Below are 22,212 nucleotides of genomic sequence, written 5' to 3'. Positions count from 1 at the left end.
CTGACTCAAGAACCGAATTGTGTGTTTTGCACAGCAATGCAAAATTCGGAGCGCGCTCCGGGTAGTGTGTCGGTGACGCTGTTTTCGACCGGCTGGAGCACGCATGGCGATCCCGAGAACCCCCGCAGGATCGGGAAGCCCGGAACTCAGTCATACGCCCTTCCACCGCGTGCGGTCGGCGATTTTCGACGGCACGCTCAAGCCTGGTGAAGCGATCGATTACTGGGAGTTGCAGCGATGGCTCGGGCTCTCAGACGCCGCCGCGCGTGACGTGATGCGCGAACTGGCCAAGGTCGGGTTGATCGAAGCGGTCGATATCGAGCGCCCGCGCGTCGTGTTGCCCGCACTGGAAGAGCGCGATCAGATCATCCAGTGCCTCGGTGCGCTGCTGGGAGGGGTGGCGCGAGTCACGATTCCCGCGCTGCCGACGTGCGAGCGCGAGTCTCTCTCGCTGCAGCTCGGGCAGTTGCTCGATGCGGTCGGGGAGCAAGAGCCCTACGAGTACGCGGCACACACGTGGCAGTTCATCGAATTTCTCGTGCACGCCTGCCCGAACCCCGAGCTCGCGCGGGCGACGCAGGGGCGTATCGAGGCGCTCTCGTATCTCATCTCGTTGACGCAGGCAGAAGAAGCGCCGCAATGGGATCGCCTGCACGGGAGCTACTCTGCGCTGCGGTCGGCCATCGATAGCGGTGACGCAGTTGCTGCGGAGTTGGCGCTCGAGCATGCGTTCCGCATTACCGGGGATTCGGTCGCGCAGCTCTCCGACGGTATCGCTGAGCCGGCCCCCTCGGTGCTCGCGGGCGATGATGTCGCGGTCACGCAGATGGTCGGCGCACTGCTCGGTGCGACCGTCAGGCTGACCGCCGCCGAACTGCGCGGAGCAGAGCTTTCGCGTGTGCTGCACGCGGTCGAGCGGGCGCAGGGAGCAGCACACGCGGGCGACATCGCCCGGCATCGCGAGCACGGCTCAGCCCTGGTGCGGCTCATGCTCGATACCTGTCCGAATCGACACCTCGTCAATACCGTGACGAACACCATTGAGTCACTGGGAGACCAGCTCGACGGCGTGTGGACGCAACAGGCGAACAACTGGGAGCGCGTCATCTCTGGGTACGAGGATCTCGCGGCGGCGATCTGGGCACGAGACGCGATCGGCGCCGAACTCGCCTTCGAGAAGGCGTGCCTGCTCTAGCGAGCGAGTGCAGTGGAAAGGTTTCGCTCCCGAGCTTGGAACGCGAGTTCTGCGCCATGGTTCTCGGCAACACTCGCTGCAGCGGCAGAACGATCACCGAATCCGGACAGGGTCGCTGAGATTGCTGAGGCGAGCTGCGAGACCGTCGCGGTGTTCGGTGCCAGAGCGATCCCCAGCCCGGCTCGCTCGAGCGCCTCGGCGCCGGCGAACTGATCGGTTGAGAACGGCAGCACGATGAGTGGTACATCGAACGCCAAAGCCTCAGTGACACTGTTATTGCCGCCGTGCGTCACCGCTGCTGCTGCCTGTTCGAGCAGGGTGACCTGTGGCAGGAACTCGCGGACTAGCCACGATTGCGGGATCTCCCCGAGCGCTTCCCGCTGCGACGACCCGTGTGCGATTGCGGCACGAACCCCGAGGTCGCGTAGGGCGGCGGCGACGCGGGCGAGCACGTCGCCGCGCACCGAGAGAAAGCTGCCGAAGCTGACGTAGACGAATGGCTCGTCGCTGGCCTGCAGCCACGACGCCACCTCAGCGTCGGGGGCTTCCGGCCGCAGCGAGGATCCGATGCAGGTGTGCGGTGGCAAGAGGGCGGCTCGGTCTGCCGGCATGAGTGCTGCGGGATAGTTGAACACGAGAAAGTCGCCGTGCTCGGCGAACGCGTCAGGTGACGGAGCACGATCCGGGGCAATCTCGTGGAGTGCCGCATTCCATTCCTCGGTGAAGCGCTCGCTCACCTCGCGGCACAGCTCGCGCAGCTCGTCGAGTTCATCGGGATCCGGTGTGAACGCGTCGGGCCAGGCCGGCGGGTAGCCGTAGAGTTCGCCCGCAGCAGGCAGTGGCAGCGCGGTCGGATGACCCAGCACCACGTCGACGTGGGAAACGCCGGCAGCCTGCAGTGCGAGCCGCGCGCTGAACGCGAGGTGGTCGACGATGATCTCGTCAGGCTGCACTCGCTCGATGATGTCGAGGACGCGCCCTGCGGTAGCGACGGGTTCCCACATGAGGTCGTGCAGGCGAGCGCGCGCTTGGAATGCCAACGTCTCGATCATCCCTCCGTGCGTCGCCGCGAAGAATCCGCGCAGCGCGTCATCTTCGCCCCGGGGCTGCTCCTCGGCGCGGATCGTGCCGGGGTTCGAGCCTTGGCTGAGCTGCAGGGGTTCTTGATCGTAGCCGAACGCGGCGACGATCTCTGCAGTCGCTTGTCCGGTGGCGACAACCACTCGGTGCCCGTGTTCGCGCCACACACTGCCCATTGCCGCGAGCGGGTACAGGTGTGAGGCGTAGTCGGGGCTGATGATGAGGAGAGTCACGAATGGCCGTCCGATCCGAGGGTATGCACGAGGGGGCGTGGATGGGCAGAGAGAAGAGGTTTGAGGGAGGGCTGCCGTTGGAGCCGCTGACCCGTCTCGTGCGAATGCGCCGTAGCGGAGGCGTAGATGCGCGACAGATTGGCGGCCATCGTGCGGATCGAGAACCTTTCGAGCACCGCACGGCGTGCGCGTTCGGCCCGCTTCGCGGCGTGTGGACTCGCGGCAATGGTGAAAGCCTCGGCCAGCGCAGCGCGCAGTTTGGCACCGTTCGACGTGTCGGTGAGGAAGCCGGTTTCGCCGTGAACGAGATAGGTTGCTGGGCCGCCTCGCTGGGGAGCAACGACGAAGAGGCCGGCAGCGAGGGCCTCCAATATTGCAAGCCCGAACTCTTCTTTCACACTGCCGCACACGTAGACCCCATGAGGCGCTGCAAACCCGGGAAGACCGATCTGCGCGGCCGCCATCCACCGCGCGGTGACCGCGTTTGGGCGGTGGCCGGCGAGCAGCAGCCCGAAATCAGCCCGATGTGCCGGATCGACCAGCGCGTCGATGCGTGCGAGTTGTTCGGTCTCGTCGGGCGAGGGGGTACGCAGATCGCCGCCGACGATCAGTAAGTTGCAGCGATCGCGCAAATCTGAACCGGCCCAGGCGGCGACGACGTCAGCCATTCCTTTGACGCGGTGCAGTCTTCCGACTGACAGCAGCAGGGGAAGTGTTCGCCGTGCCGCCGGGAGCGCGTTGAGGAGCTGTTGCAGTTGCGCGATCGCGGGCGACGCGGGTGAGCCGATCGCCGCGTCGGTTGCCTCGGCGACGGCGTCATCGATCACCTGCACGTCGATGCCTTCAGCGATCGCGGAGAATTGGGAGGAAAGCGCGGCGTCACTTCGGCGCGCACGCCCATTCCCAGTGGCGGTACCGGCGATATCAATGCTCACGAGTCGCGCGAAATCTTCGCGCAAGTGCTCCCGCGGCATGAGCACCGTGTGATGTGCCGAGTGGGCGAGGTCGTGTACGAGTCGGGTGCGGAACCAATAGCGATCAGCCGCGTCGTGCTCGCCGAAGTTTTCGCGAGTCAGCGTGCCGCTGTGTTCAAGCGTTTCGATGAGCGCGTGTGGATCAGGGGCGGCAGTGAACACTATGGCGACGCCGGCGGCGCGTGCGACGTGCCAGGCGGCAAGCGTTCCGACATCGGCCATGCGCAAGTGCACGGCGTCGACGGGGCCATGACGGCGCAGTGCTCGCGCGATGCCGCGTCTTGCCGAGATGTAGTTCGACCAGGCGTCGTCAGCGCTCGTCGCAGTGACGGCGAGCGGTACGGTGTCGTAGGTGTGATGAGTGGAGAGGGCTCCGGGAGGCGTCGCTGGCAGGTGTGCGCTGTGCGCGCGACGGGGAGCGTCACCGCGCTCGCGCGAGAGCGTGACAACGCGTGAGACTGCGCCAGATTGCCCGAGAGGTTCTTGGCCGCCCTCCCGGACTGCGGGATCGACCAGCGCATCTCCCAGCCGCACCAGGAGCGTCGCGATACCCCCGTTGTTGCCGCTCCCGACGCGGCGCAGTTCGGCATCAATGTCGGCGCCGAGGAAGAGCTGAGCAACGGTCACGCCGGCGCGCCCAGATTGGGCTCCACACTCTTTCGTGCGCGCAGCGCGATCCTCGGAGAGGTTCGCGACAGCTGCTGCAGCAGCTTCGCGGACGGGCGCAGGCTCCTGATCATCGGCCTCCATGTGCTGGATCAGGTCGATGGCGTTCGGCGTGTGCAGCAGTCCGAGCGTCTCGACGAGGAGTCGGCGCGAGTGAGCACTTGAGCCCTGTGCGAGCGCTGTAATGAGGTGCCGTGTGATCAGTCTGGCGTGTACCCGGCCCCACTCCTCCAAGCACTGTTGCGCGAGCATGCCGCCGAGACCGCCCGTCATTACCATTTCCAGGAGGGCGTCGACGGTGGACTCGCGAAATGGGCGAGAAGCGCAAGCCCAAGCGGCGTGCTCACGAATGTGCGCGCGGCGATCCCGCACGGCCTCTTCGAGGAGCTCGTCCACAGTGTGATGATCGATGCGAACCGCTGCGTGCAATGCGGCGATGGCGAGCACCTGGTCCGTGCCTGCCAGCGCTTCGATCACAGCAGCGAGCGCTTCGGCGATTGCGGGCTCAGTATCGTTTCCGTGCACTGGCGCTGAGGCGAATTCGTGCGACAGTGCAAGAGCGCGCGTAAGCGTGTCTGCGGCGCGAACCTGCTGCAGGTGAGTGACCACTCCCATTGGGACCTTCGATCCGACTCTCGGTTTGTAAGCTTTTTGGTTACTTCTTTTAATTACACAGTTTCTAAGTTAACCTACTCGCGGTGAGAAGCCCAGCACGAAGATCATGCGACGGATGGCTGCAGTGCTGTGAGGCGCTCAGTATCGGTCTGAACGAGAAGCGAGTACAGCCGTGAAGCAACGATCCGCGACGCGTGAAGTCAGGCCTGAAGACGAGCGGTTGCCTTGGAGCAAGAACCTCGCCTACGGCATGCAGCACGTGCTCAGCATGTACGGAGGCATCATCGCGCCACCGCTCATCATTGGCACGGCGGCCGGCCTCACGAGCGCCGAGATTGGCGTACTCATCGCCAGCTGCCTGTTCATCGGCGGTCTCGCGACGCTGCTGCAAACCATCGGCATCCCGTTCTTCGGAAGCCAACTCCCGCTCGTGCAGGGCACCTCGTTCGCCTCGGTCGCGACGCTCACGGCGATCATCGAGGGCGGTGGGGGCATGCCGGACGTATTTGGCGCTGTACTCGCTGCCGCCGCAGCCGGATTCTTGATCGCTCCGTTCTTTGCCCGCATCGTGCGATTCTTTCCACCCGTGGTCACGGGTGTGGTCATCACCATCATCGGCGTATCGCTGATCCCGGTTGCCGCGCGCTGGGCGATGGGTGGCAATGCGAGTGCCCCCGACTACGGCAGCATCGCGAACATTGCGCTCGCCGCAGGAACGCTGCTGATCGCACTGCTGCTCTCGCGCGTGCGGGCGTTCGGGATCGCTCGCTTGGCGATCCTGCTCGCCCTCGTCATCGGCACCGTGATCGCGCTGCTCCTCGGCAAAGCAGACTTCTCGTCGGTCGCGAACGGTGCGATCTTTGCCGTGCCGCAACCCTTCGCCTTCGGTTGGCCGACGTTCGAGATTGGCGGCGTCATTTCGATGTTTGTCGTTGTGCTCGTGATCCTCACTGAAACGACCGCCGACCTCCTTGCCGTCGGTCAGATTACCGGTTCCCAGGTCGACTCTCGCCGGATCGCCGATGGACTTCGAGCTGACATGCTCTCGAGCGTCGTCGCGCCCGTCTTTAATACGTTCACCCAGAGTGCTTTTGCGCAGAACGTCGGACTCGTCGCCATCACTGGTATCAAGAGCAGATTCGTCGTGGCGACCGGCGGTGGCATCCTCGTCGTGCTCGGACTGTTGCCCGTGCTCGGCCGCGTCGTCGCAACTCTGCCCACTGCGGTGCTCGGCGGCGCGGGAATCCTGCTCTTCGGCACTGTCGCTGCCTCGGGTATCCGCACACTGAGCAAGGTGCAGTATGAGGGCACTTACAACATGCTGATCGTCGCCGCATCTCTCGCGATCGGCTGCATTCCCGTGGTGCAACCCGACTTTTTCGATCAGTTTCCGACCTGGTTCAGCACGATCTTCCACTCGGGCATCAGTGCCGCTGCGGTCACCGCAGTGCTCTTGAACCTGCTCTTCACCGAATTGCTCCCGGCGCGGCGCCGACAGGCGGCCGCCGCTGCGTGAGTTCGGCACTCCGCGGAGTGCGAGCTGCACGCTGCGTCCCGCGCATCGAACCCGGTGAGCGGATGTCGAGGTCCTCTCATTTTGCCGAACCCCTCTCATCTCGCCGAACGCTACCCATGTGCGCGTGCACTTCGGGGGCATTCGGCGAGATGAGAGGGGTTCGGTGCTGAAGCGCTGCTCAGGCGCGCTATTCGAGGTTCGCCACCGGATCCGGGTCGTTCGGATCGTCTGCGTCCGCTTCGCCGAACTCAGGGCTCTGCACGAATCCGTCTTCGAGAATGTGCTCCCCTGGCTCTGGAGGGTTCGCGAGCGGTGCCCGACCTTCCTCAGGGCCATCGGGGTTCGCGCTGGTGCGGTTCATCGTCATGGTTTGCTCCCTTGCGTCTGCGTGATTCCAGACTGCGCTGATGGGCAGCCGATCGCGAGGGGGTGGCCGTGTGTGAGCACTCGGCGTAGGGTGCGCGGTCGGGTTCAGTTCGCCGCGAGAATTGCGTCGAGTGCCGCCTGACCGAACAGCGGGTTCGACGCGTTGCCCAGCTCGGCGACCCACACGTCGCCCGAGAAGGCGTACCAGACGTAATGCGGCCCGAGCCCCATTTGCAGTTCCCGAATGTATGTAATTGTGCTGCCTGATTCCGCCCGCACGAATTCCGAGTCGTTGAGTGCGGCAATGAGTGCCTCGCGCGCCTCGGGCGTGAGTATCGCGGTGAACACCGACGTGATGTTGTCGCTGTTGGGTGGGGACCACGAGCAATACTGCGCCTGCGCGGCGCTCAGATAGGTGTCGGCGGCGACCGGCCCCAGCACGCGCGAGATGTGCTGGTCGCGCAGATTCGGTTGCTCGTGGAAGGTCTCAAGGTTGTCGATGCCCGACAGCTGCACGGCGCGCTCAAGCGGAATGAGTTCGTCGCACCCAGGCAACACCGTAGCGGCGGGCGGCGACGTCTCAGCGGGCGTTTCCGTGGGCGTCGGGGATGTGGTCTGAGTGGGCGTCGCGGTCGGGCTCGCGGTCGCGGTGGGTGCGGCAGAAGTCGGCGCGGGATCGCCATCGCTCTCGTCAGCGCAGCCTGCCAGGGCAAGGGTCAATACGGCGGCCGAGGCGGCCAGCGCGAGTCGCGACGTCGAGGCTCCCATGCTCGAGACACTATCGGAGCCCGATCCAGAAAGATATGGGTTAGGCGAGCGGATGCGGCGCCATGCCGCCGTGTTCGCCGCCAGCGTCGTCGAGCAACTCGTCTTCCTCAGGTTTCGGGTCGCGCGCATCGGCGTAACTGAACCCGAGAGCCGCGATCGCCAGTGCGAAGGCGAGAATGCCGAGCGGGTTGCAGAGGGCCAGTGACATCTCGGTTGAGAAAGACGACCCGGCTGCGAGGCTCATGATCGAGAGGAGTTCGTCGCCGACGCGATCCGGCACCGTCAACCCGAACCCGATCGCGCACACCCACGCCAAGATCAGCGAGACGATCGTGCTGCGGCTCGTGCGGCGACCGCGCGACGCGGTGACGCGCACGCGCCGGGCGAGCCAGATCTGCAGCCATGCGAACACCAGGCCGATCGTGGGCAGATACCACCAGGTCAGGCTGCCGCCGATTCCGAACGGCCAACGACCGACCGCCATCCACAGCGCCAAGACCACTCCGACGATCGCGATACCGCGACTCTGCACGCGCACTACATCCACCCATTTCGCCAATCGAACCCGTGGGCGATCTGCGTGACCCGCCCGGGATAACGCTACCGGGTCGACAGATTTCGCATTGGCCAAGCTTCAGTGCTATTCTCTAACGGTTGTCATCGCAAGGTGGCCGCGCCCCGATAGCTCAGTGGTAGAGCACTTCCATGGTAAGGAAGGGGTCGCCAGTTCAATCCTGGCTCGGGGCTCTGACTCTCTGGCTCGCATTCGTGCGGGCCAGTTTGGCTGAGTAGCTCAGCTGGTTAGAGCGCACGACTCATAATCGTGAGGTCGCGGGATCGAGCCCCGCCTCAGCTACAGAGAGTCACGAGAAAACCCCCGGGCGCACCGGGGGTTTTCTCGTGTGTGGGCTGGTACTCCGTGACCCTCATGCCGTCGTCACGGAGCGAGACCCTCGGTGGCATCGGGATCCTGCTGATCGGGCAGGTTCGTTGACTCCGGTGCATCCGGGCTCGCGGGCTGAGTCGGAGCGTCGAGGTCGGCGCCTTCTTCGAACTGATCGATGCGGGGCTGCTCAGGCTCTGTCGCGGGGTCGATCAGTGGATTGTTGCCCGCGGGGCCGAGATCTTCGGGGTTCGGATTTTGCAGATTCGTTGACATGTCGAGTCCCTTCGTTCGTGGAGTACCAGGTTGCGTGCGTTACCCTCGCGGAGCACAGGGGGTGGCGCTGTGCTGACTCGCTGCTTACAGTGCGAGTGCGCTCCGTCTTCGACCGGTGGAGGGTCTGAAAGTGTGATGTCGGTGGCGGGGCATAGCCTGGATGCATCGCGGCACCGCCCGGGCTGCGAGCTTAAAGCTCAGGAGTTTCTATGCCGCCGCGTACCCGCAATGCTTTTCAGGCGCCTCAGCTCGACGACCTTTGCCTAAACGGGCTTGAGAGTGGTGGTGTCGAGATGCTCGCGCCGCGAGGCGTGTACGAGCTGCAGAGATTCGACACGGTCGACATTTCCGGCCTATCGCTCGCCGGTGCCCAGTTCACCGAGTGTGCGTTCGAAGCGGTGCAGGCGCATGAGGCAGATCTGCAGAGCACTCGATTTATCGACTCGAGATTCGAGCACCTGACGTCGCCGGTGCTGCCGATGCGGCGCACGACCTGGAAAGGGGTCGAGCTCTCGACGTCTCGGCTCGGCGCGGTCGAAGCCTACGATGCTGAATTAGCGCGCGTGCGCGTTGATGGGTCAAAGCTCGGCTGGCTGAACTTTCGCGCTGCGAAACTCCATGACGTGCACTTCGTGAACTGCCACATCGATGAACTCGACCTCGAAGGCGCCGAGTTGGTGCGCGTCGCCTTCGACAACTGCACCGTCGACAAGCTGGTGCTGACCGGGGCGCGGTCGCAGCACCTCGATCTGCGAGGGCTCGACTTCGCCTCGATCGCCGGTATCGATGGCCTGCGTGGCGCACGCATCTCGACGCACCAGGCAACCGACCTGCTCGACATCTTCGCGTCGCAGCTCGGCATCGAGATCGCCTGACTCCTCACATGCACTGATCTGTAAGAATCAAACAAAGAAACAATCTAAGATAAATGCGACGCTGAACTCTGGGGAGGATCCATGACACACGACCAGCAGCCCGAAGCGAAACACGCCACCGACGCGACGCTCTATCGCCCCACCGGGCGCCGTGAAACGAAGCCTGGCGCCGCAACCGGCGTCCACCTGGACCCGGGCGCGAAAGTGCCGAGCGCTACGGCGGCGACCGCCGATGGGCCGGAGCACACGAGCGCACCGTTCGGCTACGATGCGATTCTGCTCTCAGGCTTTGGCGGCCCCGAGGGGCAAGACGACGTGCTGCCGTTCTTGCGTAACGTGACCCGAGGTCGCGGCATCCCCGATGAGCGGCTCGAAGAAGTCGCCCACCACTACCGGCATTTCGGGGGCGTGAGCCCGATCAACGACCACAACCGCGAACTGCTCGCGGCGCTGAACGTCGTTCTCGATCGTGCCGGGCTCGACATGCCCATCTACTGGGGCAATCGCAACTGGGCGCCCTACCTCGATGAGGCCCTGCAGCAAGCCGCCGCAGACGGCGTTCGTACGATGCTGGCGATTCCCACGAGCGCGTACTCCTCGTACTCGTCCTGTCGCCAATACCGGGAGGACTGGGCCGACGCGCTCGAGGCGTCGGGGCTGCAGCAGACCCTACGCATCGATAAAGTGCGACAGTTCTTCTCGCACCCCGGGTTTCTGCAGCCGTTTATCGAGGGGGTTCGTGCCGGGGTCGAGCAAGCGATCGCAGCCGGGCATCCCCTCGAGCAGATCGAAGTCATGTTCGCCACCCACAGCATCCCGACCGCTGATGCGGAGCTCTCAGGAGCCGGTCTCTTCACCGACGTAGATGGAGGCGGGTACGCCGCACAACATTTTGCCGCCGCCGCCGAAGTGATCGCACGGGCTGCGCCCGAAGCGACCTGGCAGCTCGTCTACCAGTCACGCTCGGGCCCACCGTCGCAGCCCTGGCTCGAACCCGACATCAATGACGCGATCAATGCGCTCGAGCAGCGCACCGCAGTCGTCATCGTGCCGATCGGCTTCGTCAGCGACCATATGGAAGTCATGTGGGATCTCGACGAAGAAGCCACCGAGACAGCGACGGAGCGCGGGCTCTGGGTGACGCGTGCACCCACACCCGGGGTGCACCCCGCGTTCGTTGACGCACTCGTCGACCTGGTGCAAGAGCGCATCGAGGGCCGGCCGGTATCTGAGCGAGCAAATACCACGACGATCGGTCCGTGGTTCGACGTATGCCGCCCCGGATGCTGCGAGAACCCGCGGCTCGGGTTCAAACCGGCAATCGCCGGCCTCCAGCCCTGAATGAGCTGCATCACACGAGAGCGGCCCCGGCCCCGCAGCAAGCGGAGCCGGGGCCGTGTCACCGTGCACGGATGCATTGGGGTACACCACGGTCGAGCGACGGTGACACCATCCGATTCTCGCTGACATCGTGCGAAGCGCCACCCCCTTGCGGTCGTGCGAAACGTCACACTCGCTATCTATTTATCGGTAAACGTGCAAGGCTGCGCACATGGGGTACATCTTGCACGGAGAACGCGAGTATCAGTTCGAAGACCGAACACTCGCACACTTAAAAACAGTCATCGGTCAAAAACTCGCGAAGCGAGAGGGGTTCTTCCTCTCTTGGACGCAACCGCCCGAAGAGGGCAGCGGGCGCAACTCGCTCTGGATCTCGGAGCACACGACCATCGCCTTCCGGTTCAGCGGGGCCAAAGCTCCCGAGCTCAACCCTGAGTGGTTGCACGTGCTCGCGGCGCTGTCGCACTCGACTCGGGGATTGACGGTCATCTCCGAATCCGAAGCGGCGAAGTACGCGAAACGCAACCCGCTGATCGCATAGCCGCGAGCAGGTGCTGCGCGACCTATCTGGCCGCTGACGCGTTGTATTTGAAGCCGACATGGGAGTCGGTGAAGCCGAGCCGCAGGTAGAAACGATGGGCGGACTCGCGCGCAGCATCAGACGTGAGCTGGACCATCGGAGTGTGCAGCTCGGGTGCCGCGGTGTGCATGACCCAGCGCATGAGCGCACTCCCGATACCGCGCGAGCGTGCGTGTGCCGCAACGCGCACGGCCTCGACCAGTAGCCGAGACGCGCCCTGGCGAGCCATGCCAGGGATGCGCGTCAGCTGAAGCGTGCCGATCGGATAGTCATCGGCGCCAACGACAACGATCAGTTCATTCGCATCGTTGCGAATGATGGCGTCCAGGGCCGCCGCGTACGCCGGCCGATCGGATGCGTCACCGGTGTCGCCGCGGCTCGCGCTGATCGGGTCTTCGGCGAGCAGCGCGATCAAGGCATCGAGGTCGTCACGTGAAGCGCGCCGCAGACGCAATCCAGGTGCTGCGTCGGTCAGGTCGATGGGCAGCTCGAGCTCGGCGATCATGCGTCCATCTTGGCAGGATCCCACTCGTGCGATGCTGCCGAACGCACGATGGCCCCGGTCCTGAGGGGACCGGGGCCATCGTGTTTCCAGAGGGTTAGAAGTCGAAGAGTTCTCCGAGGAAGCCTTCGCGCTTGCGCTTGCGCGGCCGACCGCGGTCGTCATACCCGCGATCGTCGTAGCCTCCACGGCGGTCGTCGTATCCGCGACGATCGTCATATCCGCGCCCGCGATCTTCGAGGCGAGGCTGGGCGGCGCCGTACGGTGCTGAGGCGCGGGGGTCAGGGATCACCGCCGCGGGTGCGACGGGCGCGACCACCGGGGCGATGAGCGGTGCGGTGGGTGCGGCAGGGCTCTCGGCGGCGACGCGGTCGAGAATCTTGTCGAGCTCACCGCGATCCAGCCAGATGCCTCGGCACTGGGGGCAGTAATCGATCTCGACGCCGGATCGCTCCGACATGACGAGGGCGGACTGGTCGATGGGGCACTGCATGAGGTCTCCTTGCGCAAGTGGAGCTCTGAGGGGCTCCGGTTAGGGGAAGAGCAGGCCTGTGACCAGGTACGTGCCCACCGACACCACGAGTGCGGCGGGAACGATGAGGGCGGTGAACGTCTTCGGGTTACGAATGGAACGCTTGGTGGTGGTCACAGAAATACTCCTTGAAGTGAGGGGATCAGGGCCGTGCAGCGCATGCGAGATGCGCTGTCGGTGGCGTGCACCGAGCCCTGGAACGGGACGAAAAGGGGCGTGCGTGACGGTCGCCAGGTGCGATCGCCGTGCGCACGACAGATCAGGTGCGACTGATCGACAGATGCACGAGCGATGGTCGAAGGTGCAGCAGTGGTGGCACCGAGTGACGTTGCACGCGTGCGGCTCGGGCGCGTGCGGCCTGTGCAAATCGAGACGCGTGCGTGCGGCTCGCGAGAGTGAGGGCGAGCGCGAGGAGCACGGCCAGGAGGCCAAGTGCGACGAGCTCGGCGGCATCGATTCCGGGCAACGAGCCCGGGTCGCGACGCTCAAGCTCCATGTCTGCGGCACCCTCGAGTGTTGCCGGGGTGGCGGCCGTGACGGCGGCCACGTCAGAGCTGATCATTACCGGCACGGCGGCGGGTTCCGCCTGCGATGAGTGAGCGACGGCATCGGGCATGGCGAGCATGCCGAACAACCCGAGGCAGAGTGATGCGACGGCGATCAGCCACCACGTACCGCCGAGGTGCGGTCGCGTCAGGGCTGCCTGTGGAATTGTCGTTCGTTGCATCGTTCACCCCCTCGGTCTGTGCGATGTCGGCGCATCACCGCATCAGCGATGACTCCGAAACGGTAGCAACCGAGGCTGAGTGAAAGTATAACGGCGAGGTAACGGTGGACTGGGTTTAGAAAAGAATTAAAGTCAACTTTTAAGATAGGTCGGCGCGTCGCAACACGCCGCAGCGGCCGCGTGCCATGCTGTCGGCGACCCTGCGATTCCTCTGTGCGGAAATCGCGCATTGAGATGACTGTTCCGGGTGGGAACACGAATGTACAGTTCGTGGACGCAGGCGTAGCGGTAGACCCGGATGGATGCGCAATGCAGTACCCCATGACGCCCAGCGACCTTGCGAACGAGCTGGGACACGACCCCGGTCAGCACCCCGGAAATCGCGTGCGCAAGTTCTTACGCCTGCGCTATCCCGACCATCCGCGTCACCAGCCCTGGGAGCTCGACGAAGACATGGCGAATGCGGTGCGTGCGCACTTCAAGGTGCGCGAGCATTTCAACCGTCGGCCCGGGCGTCGCCCACGACTGCTCGACCGCTGACACCCGGTCGGTGCGACGCGCGAGCTTGCACGGCCTGAGCGAAGGCGCTGTGCTGGTTACGCGACGCCGTCGAGTGCTGCGGTGAGCTGCCGCAGCACTCGCGCCGTTGTCTGTGCGTCGACTTCAGAAATGTCGTTTGCGGTACCGATGAGTGCCGCGTGGTGCTCCTCGAACGCCGCGTCGACCTCGTTCACTGCGACGCCGGTCGGCTTCAAGTAGCGAGCTCGGCGATCGGTCGGATGCGGATCACGCGTGACGAGCGACTTCTTCACCAGTCGATCGATCACGTTCGTGACGTTGGCACTCGACGTTCTGAGCATGCTGATGAGATCTTTCGGGCTGATCGGCTGGTCATTCCGGTCGGCCTGCACGATGTAGCGGAGCGCGCGCAGATCTTGGCTATGCAGACCCGAGTGATCGAGGGAACGCGCCTCTTGGCGCTGCTGCGCGCCGCGAAGATGCTGCATGGCGGTGATGAGTTCGCGAGCGGACTCGGTAATGGGGTCAGCTGAGTACAGGTGCTCCTCTTCGCTGCTGACGATATTCTTCACTACCCGATTCCTTATCCAAAGCTCTCACGTGATGCAGGCCCATTTTAGGGCAGAAACACATGGTGAACGCCAAGAACCCGTGAGAGTCTTCCGTCGCCTAAGCGCGCGCAGCCCGCACTTTGAACCACAGCGTCAATTCTCGCGCCGCACGGGTGGTGGCTTCGCTATCTGCGTTCTGCTCGAGATCGGCGAATGTGTCACGGAATCCTTTGGGTGCCGGAGACTGTGGGGTGCGCATGCGTTCGTACCCCATCGTCCAGCTCGTGAACTGGCGTTCGGAGATCGACTCGTCGATCAGTACGGTGAGGTCGCGGTGCCGATCATCGGCGCGCAGCGACTGGAGCAGCGCGTCGATGTGCGTCGGGTCGCCCTCGAGAAACTGCACGAAGCTTCCGCTGCGGTACGACAGCATGCCGGTCACCCCCAACCGCTCGTTGCGCTCGCGAGCCTGCTGCAGCAGTGCATCGAGCTCGCTCTCGCTGAAGGCGCGCGTCGCGGTACTCGAATACACGAGAGACCGCAGTTCGCTGCCCGGTGTGGCGGAGGTGGAGGGGTGAAGCGTCATGTCACGCGGCTCCGGTTTCTGCGTATGCATCGCCGGATGCCGCGGTCAGGGCCGCCATGGCCGCCTCAAGATTGGCGTGCTCGCCGATGGGCTGCGAGAACTGGTCGCAGACGACGTACGTGCCGGGAGCCTCGCGGTCGATGGATCCCAGAAATTCGCCTCCGCGACTGCCGACAAAAAAATCGTCTTCAATGCGGGCCCAGGTGATATCACCGGGGTGTGCGGGCGTGCGGTCACTCATCAGAAGTGCCTTTCTCCATCAGCAAGAGGTCGCACAGGACGCACGGGTGACAGGTGCCGAGAATTGGTGGTCGTGTTTATCGTAGCGCTCGCACGTCTGATGACTCCGGCGGCGTTTCGCCTGTTGTCACGCGTGTTCGCAATTCGTGCGCCGCTCATAGGGCGGCTGCGATGCTCATGCGACGCGACCTTCATCAGACTCGGCATCCTCCGACGGCAGGTGTACGTCGTCGACGGCGATGTTGACCTCGACGACTTCCAGACCGGCAAGTTCGGATACGGCGCGGGCGACAGCGGTGCGCACCTGGGCAGACACCGTGTGAATCGGTGACGGGTATTCGACCACGATCGTCACATCGACTGCGGCCTGCGTCTCACCGACCTCGACCTTGACTCCCTGAGTCAGATCGGTGGCGTTGATCGCATCGCGGATCGCACCGAGCGTGCGCGCGCCACCGGATCCGAGCGCGAAGACGCCAGGAACCTCTCGCGCGGCGATACCGGCAACCTTGGCGACGACGTGGTCGGCAATGGTCGTTCGACCTGCGGTCGCTCCGGTCGCCGCCGCGGCGTCAGAGGCGGACTGCTTCGCGGTGACTCGGTCGACGCGGGGCGCTGCGGGGGTGGTGGGCTTCGCGGTGTCGGCCATGATGGCTCCTATCTCATTGGGTGAGGAAAAATCCACGTGCTTGTGGCGCGTGAACCGAGCGCGGTAGCGTCGCTCACAAGTAAGAGGGCGATCGCGGCACAATCGTCACAAAAAAGTTTCGGGAGGCTCTGACGAACGCGAACGAGGCCTGGCGTGGCGATATCTCAGAGGTGGGTGACGCGATACTCGTCGCGCGCGCCATCGACCAAGATGCGCGGGCGTTCCGTGAGATCGTGCGTCGCTACAGCAGGCTGATGCGCGCCTACGTCGCCCGGCTGCTGGGGTCGCAGTCGGAGGCCGACGATGTGGTGCAAAACGCGTTCGTTGTTGCGTGGCGCAAGCTTGAGACGCTGCGTGATCCGTCTGCGCTGAAACCGTGGCTCATGCGTGTCGCGAGCCACGAGGCGACGGCGGTCCTGCGACAGCGGGCTCCGCAGGTGCCGATCGACGCCGTCGCCGAGACCGCCTCGCCCGGCCCCGGCCCCGATCGCGTCGTCGTGCAGCGCGCGCAGGTCTCCGCCGTGTCGGCGGTGCTCGGTACGCTTCCAGAAACGCAGCGGCAGTGCTGGTTGCTTCGGGAGATGGCAGGCTTGAGCTACGAGGAAATCGCCGCGGAGCTCGGAGTACCGGCGAGCACCGTGCGCGGGCAGTTGGCCCGGGCGCGAACCGCGATCACCGTGAGTATGGAGGGATGGCGATGAGCGAACACGATCCACGACTCGAGTGCGGCCGTACGCTCGGCGACGTCAGTTCTTTCCTCGATACCGAGGTTGCCGAGCAAGATCCGCACATCTCCGAGTGTCCCTACTGCCAGAACGCGCTCGAGGCCTTGAGTGGCTCATCGGGTGCGGCTCGAGCGCTGCTGGAGTCCGAAGCCGAACAGCTGCCGGAGCCGTCGTCGAACTGGTTCGCGGGCATTATGGATGCGATCGCACTCGATCTGCAGGCGGGGCGCGCACTCCCGATCTCGCACCCCGACCCGCGCGTCACCATCTCCATTGATGAGGGAGCGGTGAAGTCGCTTCTGCGAGCGACGGGCGACGGGGTACCCGGCGTCATCGTCGGTTCGGTCGTGTTGTCGGGCGACGTCGAGACTCCCGAAGCGCCAGTTGGTATTACGCTCAGCATCAGTGCGGAATGGTCAGTGAGTATCCCTGAAGTGAGCGAGCGGCTGCGGATCGAGGCCGCCCGAGCGTTGGGTCAGCACACGGAGTTGCGCGTCGAACGCATTGATATCGAAGTTGTGGATGCGCACGGCTATCGCCAGAAAGAGGGTGCCTGATGCCTGTGGAATCACACGCTGATGATCCGGTGCGCGCGGAGGCAGACGCAGACGCGGTTGCCGGGGTTCCCGGAGTCGCAGCGGTCTATCCCGAGCGTGCGGGCCTGCGTGCAGTTGCCGAGTCGGTCACTCGGCGGCTCGCCTCGCAAGAATCCATCGCCGCAGCAGTCACCATCGCCACCGACCGCGAGGCGGTGACGCCGGAAGTGGCGCGTGCGGTCGCGGATGCGCTGCTTACCGAGACCGCGTCGACCGCGTCGACATCGCCTGCGGGCGTTGTTCGCGTGCGCGTGGCACGCATCGCGGAGTCGTGAGGAGTCGCGTGCGCGGCACCGGTCGCGTGCGCCGCGCACTGTGGTGGGGTGCCGACTACCTCGCTGCGCTGCGGTGGCAGGTCGCGGCTCGCTTCTCTCGCAGCAGCCCAGGTGACTTCCGTTCGGGTGCCGGATCGCCGGTCGTGATCATTCCCGGCGTGTACGAGCCGTGGCGCTTCATGCTCCCGCTGATCCGTCATGTGCACGCACTCGGGCACCCGGTGCACGTGCTCGATCCGCTGCGCAGCAACCGTGTTCCAGTGGTGGATGGCGCGCGCATGGTCGATGCGTTCCTTGCCGCTACTGAGATCACCGATGCCGTCGTGATTGCGCACAGCAAGGGAGGTCTCGTCGGCAAGCACGTGATGGCCTTCGGCGAGCACGCCGATCGGGTGCGCGCAATGGTGGCCATCGCAGCGCCCTTCGGGGGCTCGCGGTACGCGCGACTCATGCCGGGGCGCACGCTGAGAGCGCTGTCGCCGGTTGATCCCACCATCCGCCTTCTGGTGGCGGCCCCCGAGGCCAACGCGCGCATCACGTCCGTCTTCGCGGCCTTCGACCCGCACATTCCCGAGGGCAGCGAGTTACTCGGCGCGCACAATGTGCGCATCGACACGGGGGGTCACTTCCGCATTCTCGACCACCCCGAGGTGCTCGAAACGGTGCGCACGGTGCTCGCCGAGACCGGGGGTCGGTGAGCTTATAGTTCACCGGAGGTGCGGAGTGCAACCCGTGCGGGTGATCCCGCAGCCGCGCAGCATTTCTGCGTACCCTGGCGATGATCGGGGGAATCATGGGCGAGAGCAGCGAGCAGCGGACAGACGAACTCAGTGCACCGACGGGTGCGGAGCGCGAGTATCGGGCGATCCCGAGCACTGGCCGGGCAGCGCCCCGGGCACTGGTGCTCGGAGCGACCGGATACCTGGGCGGGCGGCTCGTGCCGCGGCTGCTGCGCGCCGGGTATCGCGTGCGTACGCTGTCGCGCTCGGCAGAGCGCATCCGGGCCTTCCCGTGGTCGGGTGAAATCGAGGTCGAGGTGGGCGACGCCGCCGACGCCGATGCGGTGCGCCGGGCCACCGACGGGGTCGACGTCGTGTTCTATCTGGTGCATTCGATGTCGAGCGGCACTGCGTTCGCCGTGCAGGATCGCGAGATCGCCGAGAACGTCGCCGCCCGTGCGCAGGAGGCCAGGGTGCGGCGCATCGTCTACCTCGGCGGGTTGCACCCGGAGGGGGTGCAACTCTCGCCCCACCTGGCATCGCGCAAAGAGGTGGGGGAGATCCTGCTCGGTTCGGGGGTGCCGACGCTCGTGCTGCAGGCGGGAGTGGTGATCGGATCGGGCTCGGCGTCGTTCGAAATGGTGCGCCATCTGACGGAGGTGCTGCCCTACATGCCGGCGCCGAAGTGGGTGCGCAACTTCATTCAGCCGATCGCCGTGCGAGACGTGCTCCACTACCTGCTGCTCGCCGCCCGGGCTGACGCTGAGGTGAGTCGTGTGCTCGACATCGGCGGGCCTGACGTGCTGCGCTACGGGCAGATGATGAACGGGTATGCCGTCGAAGCCGGGCTGCGCCAGCGCGCGATCGCTTCTCTGCCGGTGCTGACGCCGAAGCTGGCGTCGCTGTGGGTCGGTCTCGTCACCCCGGTGCCGGCGTCGATCGCCCGCCCGCTCGTCGAGTCGCTGCAGCACCGGTGCGTGATGAGCGATCACGACGTCGACGCCATTCTGCCTCGGCCGTCGTCAGGTCTGACGCCGTATCGCGAGGCGGTGCGACTCGCACTCGGCCGCATCGAACTCGACGCGATCGAGACGAGCTGGGTCGACGCGCGAGTGACCGCACCGAGCGAACCGTTGCCGAGTGACCCGGAGTGGGCGGGGCGCACGGTGTTCTCGGATGCCCGCGAACGCGAGTCGAGTGCGACGCCCGAGGCGGTGTGGGCGGTGATCACGCAGATCGGCGGTGAGACCGGGTGGTATTCGGCGCCGCGGCTGTGGGCGCTGCGCGGGTGGTACGACCGGGTCACCGGGGGGGTCGGGCTGCAACGCGGTCGACGCTCGCGAGCCCGGCTCGCCGTGGGTGACGCGCTCGACGTGTGGCGAGTCGAGGCGATCGAACCGGGTCGGGTGCTGCGCCTGCGGGCTGAGATGCGGGTGCCGGGGCTCGCGTGGCTCGAGCTCGGCGTCGAACCCACCGAGCGGGGCTCGCGGTATGCGCAGCGCGCAGTGTTCTTTCCGCGCGGCCTCGCGGGGCGACTGTACTGGCTCTCGATGCTGCCGTTCCACGGGCTGATCTTCAGTGGAATGGTCGCGCGCATCGTGTCGATCGCGGAGGGGGAACATGCCCGTCACGCGCGGTGAGCGGCCGGCCTGGCGATCCGCCACCGTGCGCCGTCATCGGCGACTGCCTCAGCGCTCGTGTCATCCATGATTTGAAAGTTCCACTGAGTGAGTAGTACAGTAAGTGTGCAATAACTCAACGGTCGAACTCGGGGGAACGGGACAGTGCCGCAGAACATTGTGAAAAATGAATCGGAGCATCTCTATGCGACCGAGCCGCTGGCCGCGGCGGGGAAAGCGCTGGCATCGGCGCTGCTGCGGCTGAGGCGGTCTGAGCACCAGCAGGAGACGCGGAGGAACGGGGCTTCGGGGCTCTCGAGCCTCGACCTCCGCGCACTCCGCTATCTCGTGCAGGCCTCGCGCGACGGCCGCCACATCGGGCCAAAAGATCTGATCGGCATGCTCGGCACCTCGAGCGCCAACGTCACGAACATTGTCGACCGTCTGGTGCGCAAGGGCTTCATTGACCGAGTGAGCCACCCTACCGATCGACGCGCCCACTATCTCGAACCCTCCGACACCGGTCGTGAGCAAGTCGATGCCGTGTTCTCCCGGCATCACGCAGCGCTCGTGGCCGAGATCGATGAGCTCGACCCCACCGAGGCCGAACTGGCCGCGCGGGTGATCGAGCGCCTCACGAGCGCACTCGACGCGCTCGACTGAACCCGGATCGGAGCATCCTCTCATGTCCACACCCGAACCTACCCGGGCCCCCTGGCGTCGCTGGATCGATCGGCTGACGCCCTGGCGGCAACGTCCCAGCGACGAGCCGCGACGGCTCGAACTCGACGATGTCAACGTCGTCGATCGGCCGATGCTCAAGCGCGCCGTCGCCGGCACCGTCGTGGGCAACCTCATGGAGTGGTACGACATCGGCATCTACGGTTACCTCGCCGTGATTCTCGGCCGCGTCTTTCTCCCTGATGCGTCGGCGGGCGCCCAGTCGCTGTTCTCGCTCGGCGTGTTCGCCGTGACCTTCGTGGCGCGGCCACTGGGCGGCATCATTCTCGGCCAGCTCGGTGACCGCCTCGGCCGCCAGAAGGTGCTCGCCTTCACTCTGATCATGATGGCCGCCGCCACGTTCTTGATCGGCGTGCTGCCCGACTTCTCGGTGATCGGCGTCTTCGCCCCGATCCTGCTCATCGTGCTGAAGCTCGCTCAGGGCTTCTCGACCGGCGGCGAGTACGCCGGCGCGACCACGTTCATCACCGAGTACGCCCCCGATCGCAAGCGCGGCTTCTACGCCTCGCTGCTCGACATGGGCTCGTACTTCGGCTTCGCGATCGGCGCCGCCTTCGTATCGGTGCTGCAGCTCACCGTTTCGGCCGAGGCCATGGACGGGTTCGTCTGGCGCGTGCCGTTCCTCGTCGCGCTGCCGCTCGGCCTCATCGCGATCTACTTCCGACTCAAGATCGAAGACACCCCGGCATTTCAGGCGGCGCAAGACGCGGCCGAGCAGGCGAGCACCGAGGCGCAGGCGGCAGAGAATGCGCCGAAGGGCGTCATCGCCCTCGTCCGCGCGTACTGGCGCGAACTGCTCACCGCATTCGTGCTCGTCGCCGCCGCGAACACGGTCGGCTACGCACTGACCTCGTACATGCCGACCTACCTCACGGGCACGCTCGGCTACGACGAGACCCACGGCACGCTGCTCACCCTGCCGGTGCTCGTCGGCATGGCGCTCTGCATCCCGCTGACCGGCATGCTGTCGGATCGCATCGGCCGCCGCAAGGTGCTCTTCATGGGCGCAGGCAGCGCGATCGTGCTCGCCGTGCCTGCGTTCCTCTTCATGATGCACGGCGCCAACTGGTCGACCCTGCTCGGGCTGGTGTTGCTCGCCGTGCCCGTCACGTTCTACATCGCGAATCTGGCGTCGTCGCTACCGGCGCTCTTCCCGACGTCGTCGCGCTACGGCGGCATGGGCATCTCGTACAACCTCTCGGTCGCGCTACTCGGAGGCACCGCGCCCGTGATCATGGAGGCGCTGGTGCAGCTCACGGGCACGGCGCTCGCGCCCGCTTTCTACGTGATCGGCACCTCGATCGCCGGCCTCATCGCGGTGTTCGTGCTCAAGGAATCGGCGCGACGCCCGCTGCCCGGTGCGATGCCGAGCGTGCTCACGGAAGAGGAAGCGGTCGAACTCGTCGAGACCCAGGATACGAACCCGGACATCGACCTCGACGAGCTGTTCCCGGAGCGCGTCGCCGATCAGGCTGACGAGCCGCAACCCGAGCCCGAGCGCGCCTAGACGGTCGACCATGAGCGATCCGGAGCGCACCGCCGACGGCCGATACATCATCGTGCACGGTCGTCGGTGGCGCGCCACGGATCCGGTGCTGCCGCCACGCCTCGTTGCCGCGCTCCGCTCGGAGCTCGGCTCGGCGCGCTCGCGCATCGGAAACCTCGACTCCGAAGACGAGAGACGGCCCGTGCGAGATCGCGTGCAATGGGCGAAAGAAGGTCTCGGCGAACGCGGTACCGCATGGTGGGAGCTCACCGAGTCGGAGCGTGTGGCGCGCGCCGAAGACCGGTTGCGTCGCCTGCGCGAGTAACGGCCACCTCCTATCAGTCGGGGCAAGGGCCGGTCGATCCCCTGGCCGATGC

27 protein-coding genes and 2 tRNA genes are annotated in these 22,212 nt (G+C 65.5%); 16 read left to right on the top strand and 13 right to left on the bottom strand.

What is annotated here, in order from left to right; translation table 11 throughout:
* The first annotated feature begins 103 nt into the window (after positions 1-103).
* A complete protein-coding gene (locus CH42_RS07540) occupies positions 104-1,195 on the top strand; it encodes an FCD domain-containing protein (RefSeq protein ID WP_082309347.1) in 1,092 nt (363 codons plus the stop codon).
* On the opposite strand, the gene CH42_RS07535 is transcribed toward CH42_RS07540, so the two are convergent.
* Positions 1,192-2,508: a nucleotide disphospho-sugar-binding domain-containing protein gene (locus CH42_RS07535; protein WP_053352590.1), complete on the bottom strand. Its 1,317-nt coding sequence runs from the start codon at positions 2,506-2,508 to the stop codon at positions 1,192-1,194. The genes CH42_RS07540 and CH42_RS07535 overlap by 4 nt on opposite strands.
* Positions 2,505-4,673, bottom strand: a complete 2,169-nt coding sequence (locus tag CH42_RS07530) for a glycosyltransferase (RefSeq protein WP_162231073.1) — start codon at positions 4,671-4,673, stop codon at positions 2,505-2,507. Before CH42_RS07530 ends, CH42_RS07535 begins: the two co-directional genes overlap by 4 nt.
* Positions 4,674-4,935: 262 nt before the next feature.
* Here CH42_RS07530 and CH42_RS07525 point away from each other — a divergent pair, with 262 nt between their 5' ends.
* Positions 4,936-6,279: a nucleobase:cation symporter-2 family protein gene (locus CH42_RS07525; RefSeq protein WP_082309346.1), complete on the top strand. Its 1,344-nt coding sequence runs from the start codon at positions 4,936-4,938 to the stop codon at positions 6,277-6,279.
* 187 nt (positions 6,280-6,466) lie between these two features.
* On the opposite strand, the gene CH42_RS07520 is transcribed toward CH42_RS07525, so the two are convergent.
* The 3 genes from CH42_RS07520 to CH42_RS07510 form a co-directional block, all read right to left on the bottom strand.
* Positions 6,467-6,646 carry a hypothetical protein gene (locus tag CH42_RS07520; RefSeq protein ID WP_053352588.1) on the bottom strand — a complete coding sequence of 60 codons (180 nt, stop codon included), beginning with the start codon at positions 6,644-6,646 and terminating at the stop codon, positions 6,467-6,469.
* A 104-nt stretch (positions 6,647-6,750) separates the two neighbouring features.
* Complete coding sequence (locus CH42_RS07515) at positions 6,751-7,413, bottom strand: hypothetical protein (RefSeq protein WP_053352587.1); 663 nt, start codon at positions 7,411-7,413, stop codon at positions 6,751-6,753.
* 40 nt (positions 7,414-7,453) lie between these two features.
* Positions 7,454-7,951, bottom strand: a complete 498-nt coding sequence (locus CH42_RS07510) for a hypothetical protein (protein WP_239683986.1) — start codon at positions 7,949-7,951, stop codon at positions 7,454-7,456.
* Between the two features lie 137 nt (positions 7,952-8,088).
* Between CH42_RS07510 and CH42_RS07505 the strand changes: the two genes are divergently transcribed.
* Together CH42_RS07505 and CH42_RS07500 are read left to right on the top strand one after the other, a co-directional pair.
* Positions 8,089-8,160: transfer RNA gene (locus CH42_RS07505), tRNA-Thr, on the top strand.
* Positions 8,161-8,195: 35 nt separating this feature from the next.
* Positions 8,196-8,269 (top strand) — tRNA-Met (locus CH42_RS07500).
* 81 nt (positions 8,270-8,350) lie between these two features.
* Here CH42_RS07500 and CH42_RS07495 read toward each other — a convergent pair.
* Positions 8,351-8,572: a hypothetical protein gene (locus CH42_RS07495; RefSeq protein ID WP_053352586.1), complete on the bottom strand. Its 222-nt coding sequence runs from the start codon at positions 8,570-8,572 to the stop codon at positions 8,351-8,353.
* Between the two features lie 209 nt (positions 8,573-8,781).
* Here CH42_RS07495 and CH42_RS07490 point away from each other — a divergent pair, with 209 nt between their 5' ends.
* The 3 genes from CH42_RS07490 (at position 8,782) to CH42_RS07480 (ending at position 11,329) form a co-directional block, all read left to right on the top strand.
* Positions 8,782-9,447 carry a pentapeptide repeat-containing protein gene (locus tag CH42_RS07490; protein ID WP_075205290.1) on the top strand — a complete coding sequence of 222 codons (666 nt, stop codon included), beginning with the start codon at positions 8,782-8,784 and terminating at the stop codon, positions 9,445-9,447.
* 81 nt (positions 9,448-9,528) lie between these two features.
* Positions 9,529-10,788 carry a ferrochelatase gene (locus CH42_RS07485; protein WP_082309345.1) on the top strand — a complete coding sequence of 420 codons (1,260 nt, stop codon included), beginning with the start codon at positions 9,529-9,531 and terminating at the stop codon, positions 10,786-10,788.
* A 211-nt stretch (positions 10,789-10,999) separates the two neighbouring features.
* A complete protein-coding gene (locus CH42_RS07480; RefSeq protein WP_053352584.1) occupies positions 11,000-11,329 on the top strand; it encodes a DUF7882 family protein in 330 nt (109 codons plus the stop codon).
* A 22-nt stretch (positions 11,330-11,351) separates the two neighbouring features.
* Here CH42_RS07480 and CH42_RS07475 read toward each other — a convergent pair whose 3' ends face one another.
* From CH42_RS07475 to CH42_RS07465, 3 genes are all read right to left on the bottom strand, one after another.
* The gene (locus CH42_RS07475; protein WP_053352583.1) at positions 11,352-11,873 is read right to left on the bottom strand and encodes a GNAT family N-acetyltransferase; all 522 of its coding nucleotides are present in this window, start codon (positions 11,871-11,873) and stop codon (positions 11,352-11,354) included.
* A 94-nt stretch (positions 11,874-11,967) separates the two neighbouring features.
* Positions 11,968-12,363: a TFIIB-type zinc ribbon-containing protein gene (locus CH42_RS07470; protein WP_053352582.1), complete on the bottom strand. Its 396-nt coding sequence runs from the start codon at positions 12,361-12,363 to the stop codon at positions 11,968-11,970.
* A 298-nt stretch (positions 12,364-12,661) separates the two neighbouring features.
* Complete coding sequence (locus tag CH42_RS07465; protein WP_053352581.1) at positions 12,662-13,129, bottom strand: hypothetical protein; 468 nt, start codon at positions 13,127-13,129, stop codon at positions 12,662-12,664.
* A 309-nt stretch (positions 13,130-13,438) separates the two neighbouring features.
* On the opposite strand from CH42_RS07465, the gene CH42_RS07460 reads away from it, so the two are divergent.
* Complete coding sequence (locus CH42_RS07460; RefSeq protein WP_053352580.1) at positions 13,439-13,669, top strand: hypothetical protein; 231 nt, start codon at positions 13,439-13,441, stop codon at positions 13,667-13,669.
* A 56-nt stretch (positions 13,670-13,725) separates the two neighbouring features.
* Here CH42_RS07460 and CH42_RS07455 read toward each other — a convergent pair whose 3' ends face one another.
* The 4 genes from CH42_RS07455 to CH42_RS07440 form a co-directional block, all read right to left on the bottom strand.
* Complete coding sequence (locus CH42_RS07455; protein ID WP_082309344.1) at positions 13,726-14,220, bottom strand: MarR family winged helix-turn-helix transcriptional regulator; 495 nt, start codon at positions 14,218-14,220, stop codon at positions 13,726-13,728.
* Positions 14,221-14,317: 97 nt separating this feature from the next.
* Positions 14,318-14,785: a BLUF domain-containing protein gene (locus CH42_RS07450; RefSeq protein WP_053352578.1), complete on the bottom strand. Its 468-nt coding sequence runs from the start codon at positions 14,783-14,785 to the stop codon at positions 14,318-14,320.
* 1 nt (position 14,786) lies between these two features.
* Positions 14,787-15,026, bottom strand: coding sequence for a hypothetical protein (locus CH42_RS07445; RefSeq protein WP_053352577.1), 240 nt, complete (start codon positions 15,024-15,026; stop codon positions 14,787-14,789).
* A gap of 174 nt (positions 15,027-15,200) precedes the next feature.
* A complete protein-coding gene (locus CH42_RS07440; RefSeq protein WP_053352576.1) occupies positions 15,201-15,674 on the bottom strand; it encodes an Asp23/Gls24 family envelope stress response protein in 474 nt (157 codons plus the stop codon).
* Between the two features lie 170 nt (positions 15,675-15,844).
* On the opposite strand from CH42_RS07440, the gene CH42_RS07435 reads away from it, so the two are divergent.
* The 8 genes from CH42_RS07435 (at position 15,845) to CH42_RS07400 (ending at position 22,160) form a co-directional block, all read left to right on the top strand.
* Positions 15,845-16,375, top strand: a complete 531-nt coding sequence (locus CH42_RS07435) for an RNA polymerase sigma factor (protein WP_239683985.1) — start codon at positions 15,845-15,847, stop codon at positions 16,373-16,375.
* Positions 16,372-16,956, top strand: coding sequence for an Asp23/Gls24 family envelope stress response protein (locus tag CH42_RS07430; protein ID WP_156322500.1), 585 nt, complete (start codon positions 16,372-16,374; stop codon positions 16,954-16,956). The genes CH42_RS07435 and CH42_RS07430 overlap by 4 nt, the downstream gene beginning before the upstream one ends.
* Positions 16,956-17,270, top strand: coding sequence for a hypothetical protein (locus CH42_RS07425; protein ID WP_053352574.1), 315 nt, complete (start codon positions 16,956-16,958; stop codon positions 17,268-17,270). Before CH42_RS07430 ends, CH42_RS07425 begins: the two co-directional genes overlap by 1 nt.
* Before the next feature lie 8 nt (positions 17,271-17,278).
* Complete coding sequence (locus CH42_RS07420; protein WP_239683984.1) at positions 17,279-17,968, top strand: esterase/lipase family protein; 690 nt, start codon at positions 17,279-17,281, stop codon at positions 17,966-17,968.
* Between the two features lie 80 nt (positions 17,969-18,048).
* Positions 18,049-19,629, top strand: coding sequence for an SDR family oxidoreductase (locus CH42_RS07415; protein WP_239683983.1), 1,581 nt, complete (start codon positions 18,049-18,051; stop codon positions 19,627-19,629).
* Positions 19,630-19,773: 144 nt separating this feature from the next.
* Entirely contained in the window at positions 19,774-20,271 is a 498-nt protein-coding gene (locus CH42_RS07410) for a MarR family winged helix-turn-helix transcriptional regulator (protein ID WP_053352572.1), read from the top strand.
* Between the two features lie 22 nt (positions 20,272-20,293).
* The gene (locus tag CH42_RS07405) at positions 20,294-21,856 is read left to right on the top strand and encodes an MFS transporter (protein ID WP_082309343.1); all 1,563 of its coding nucleotides are present in this window, start codon (positions 20,294-20,296) and stop codon (positions 21,854-21,856) included.
* A gap of 10 nt (positions 21,857-21,866) precedes the next feature.
* Positions 21,867-22,160 carry a biopolymer transporter Tol gene (locus CH42_RS07400; RefSeq protein ID WP_053352571.1) on the top strand — a complete coding sequence of 98 codons (294 nt, stop codon included), beginning with the start codon at positions 21,867-21,869 and terminating at the stop codon, positions 22,158-22,160.
* Positions 22,161-22,212: the final 52 nt, after the last annotated feature.

The organism is Leucobacter musarum subsp. musarum (assembly GCF_001273845.1).
Lineage (GTDB): Bacteria > Actinomycetota > Actinomycetes > Actinomycetales > Microbacteriaceae > Leucobacter > Leucobacter musarum.
The sequence above is the reverse complement of the archived record's forward strand: the minus strand, read 5'-3'. Positions and strand labels throughout refer to the sequence as shown.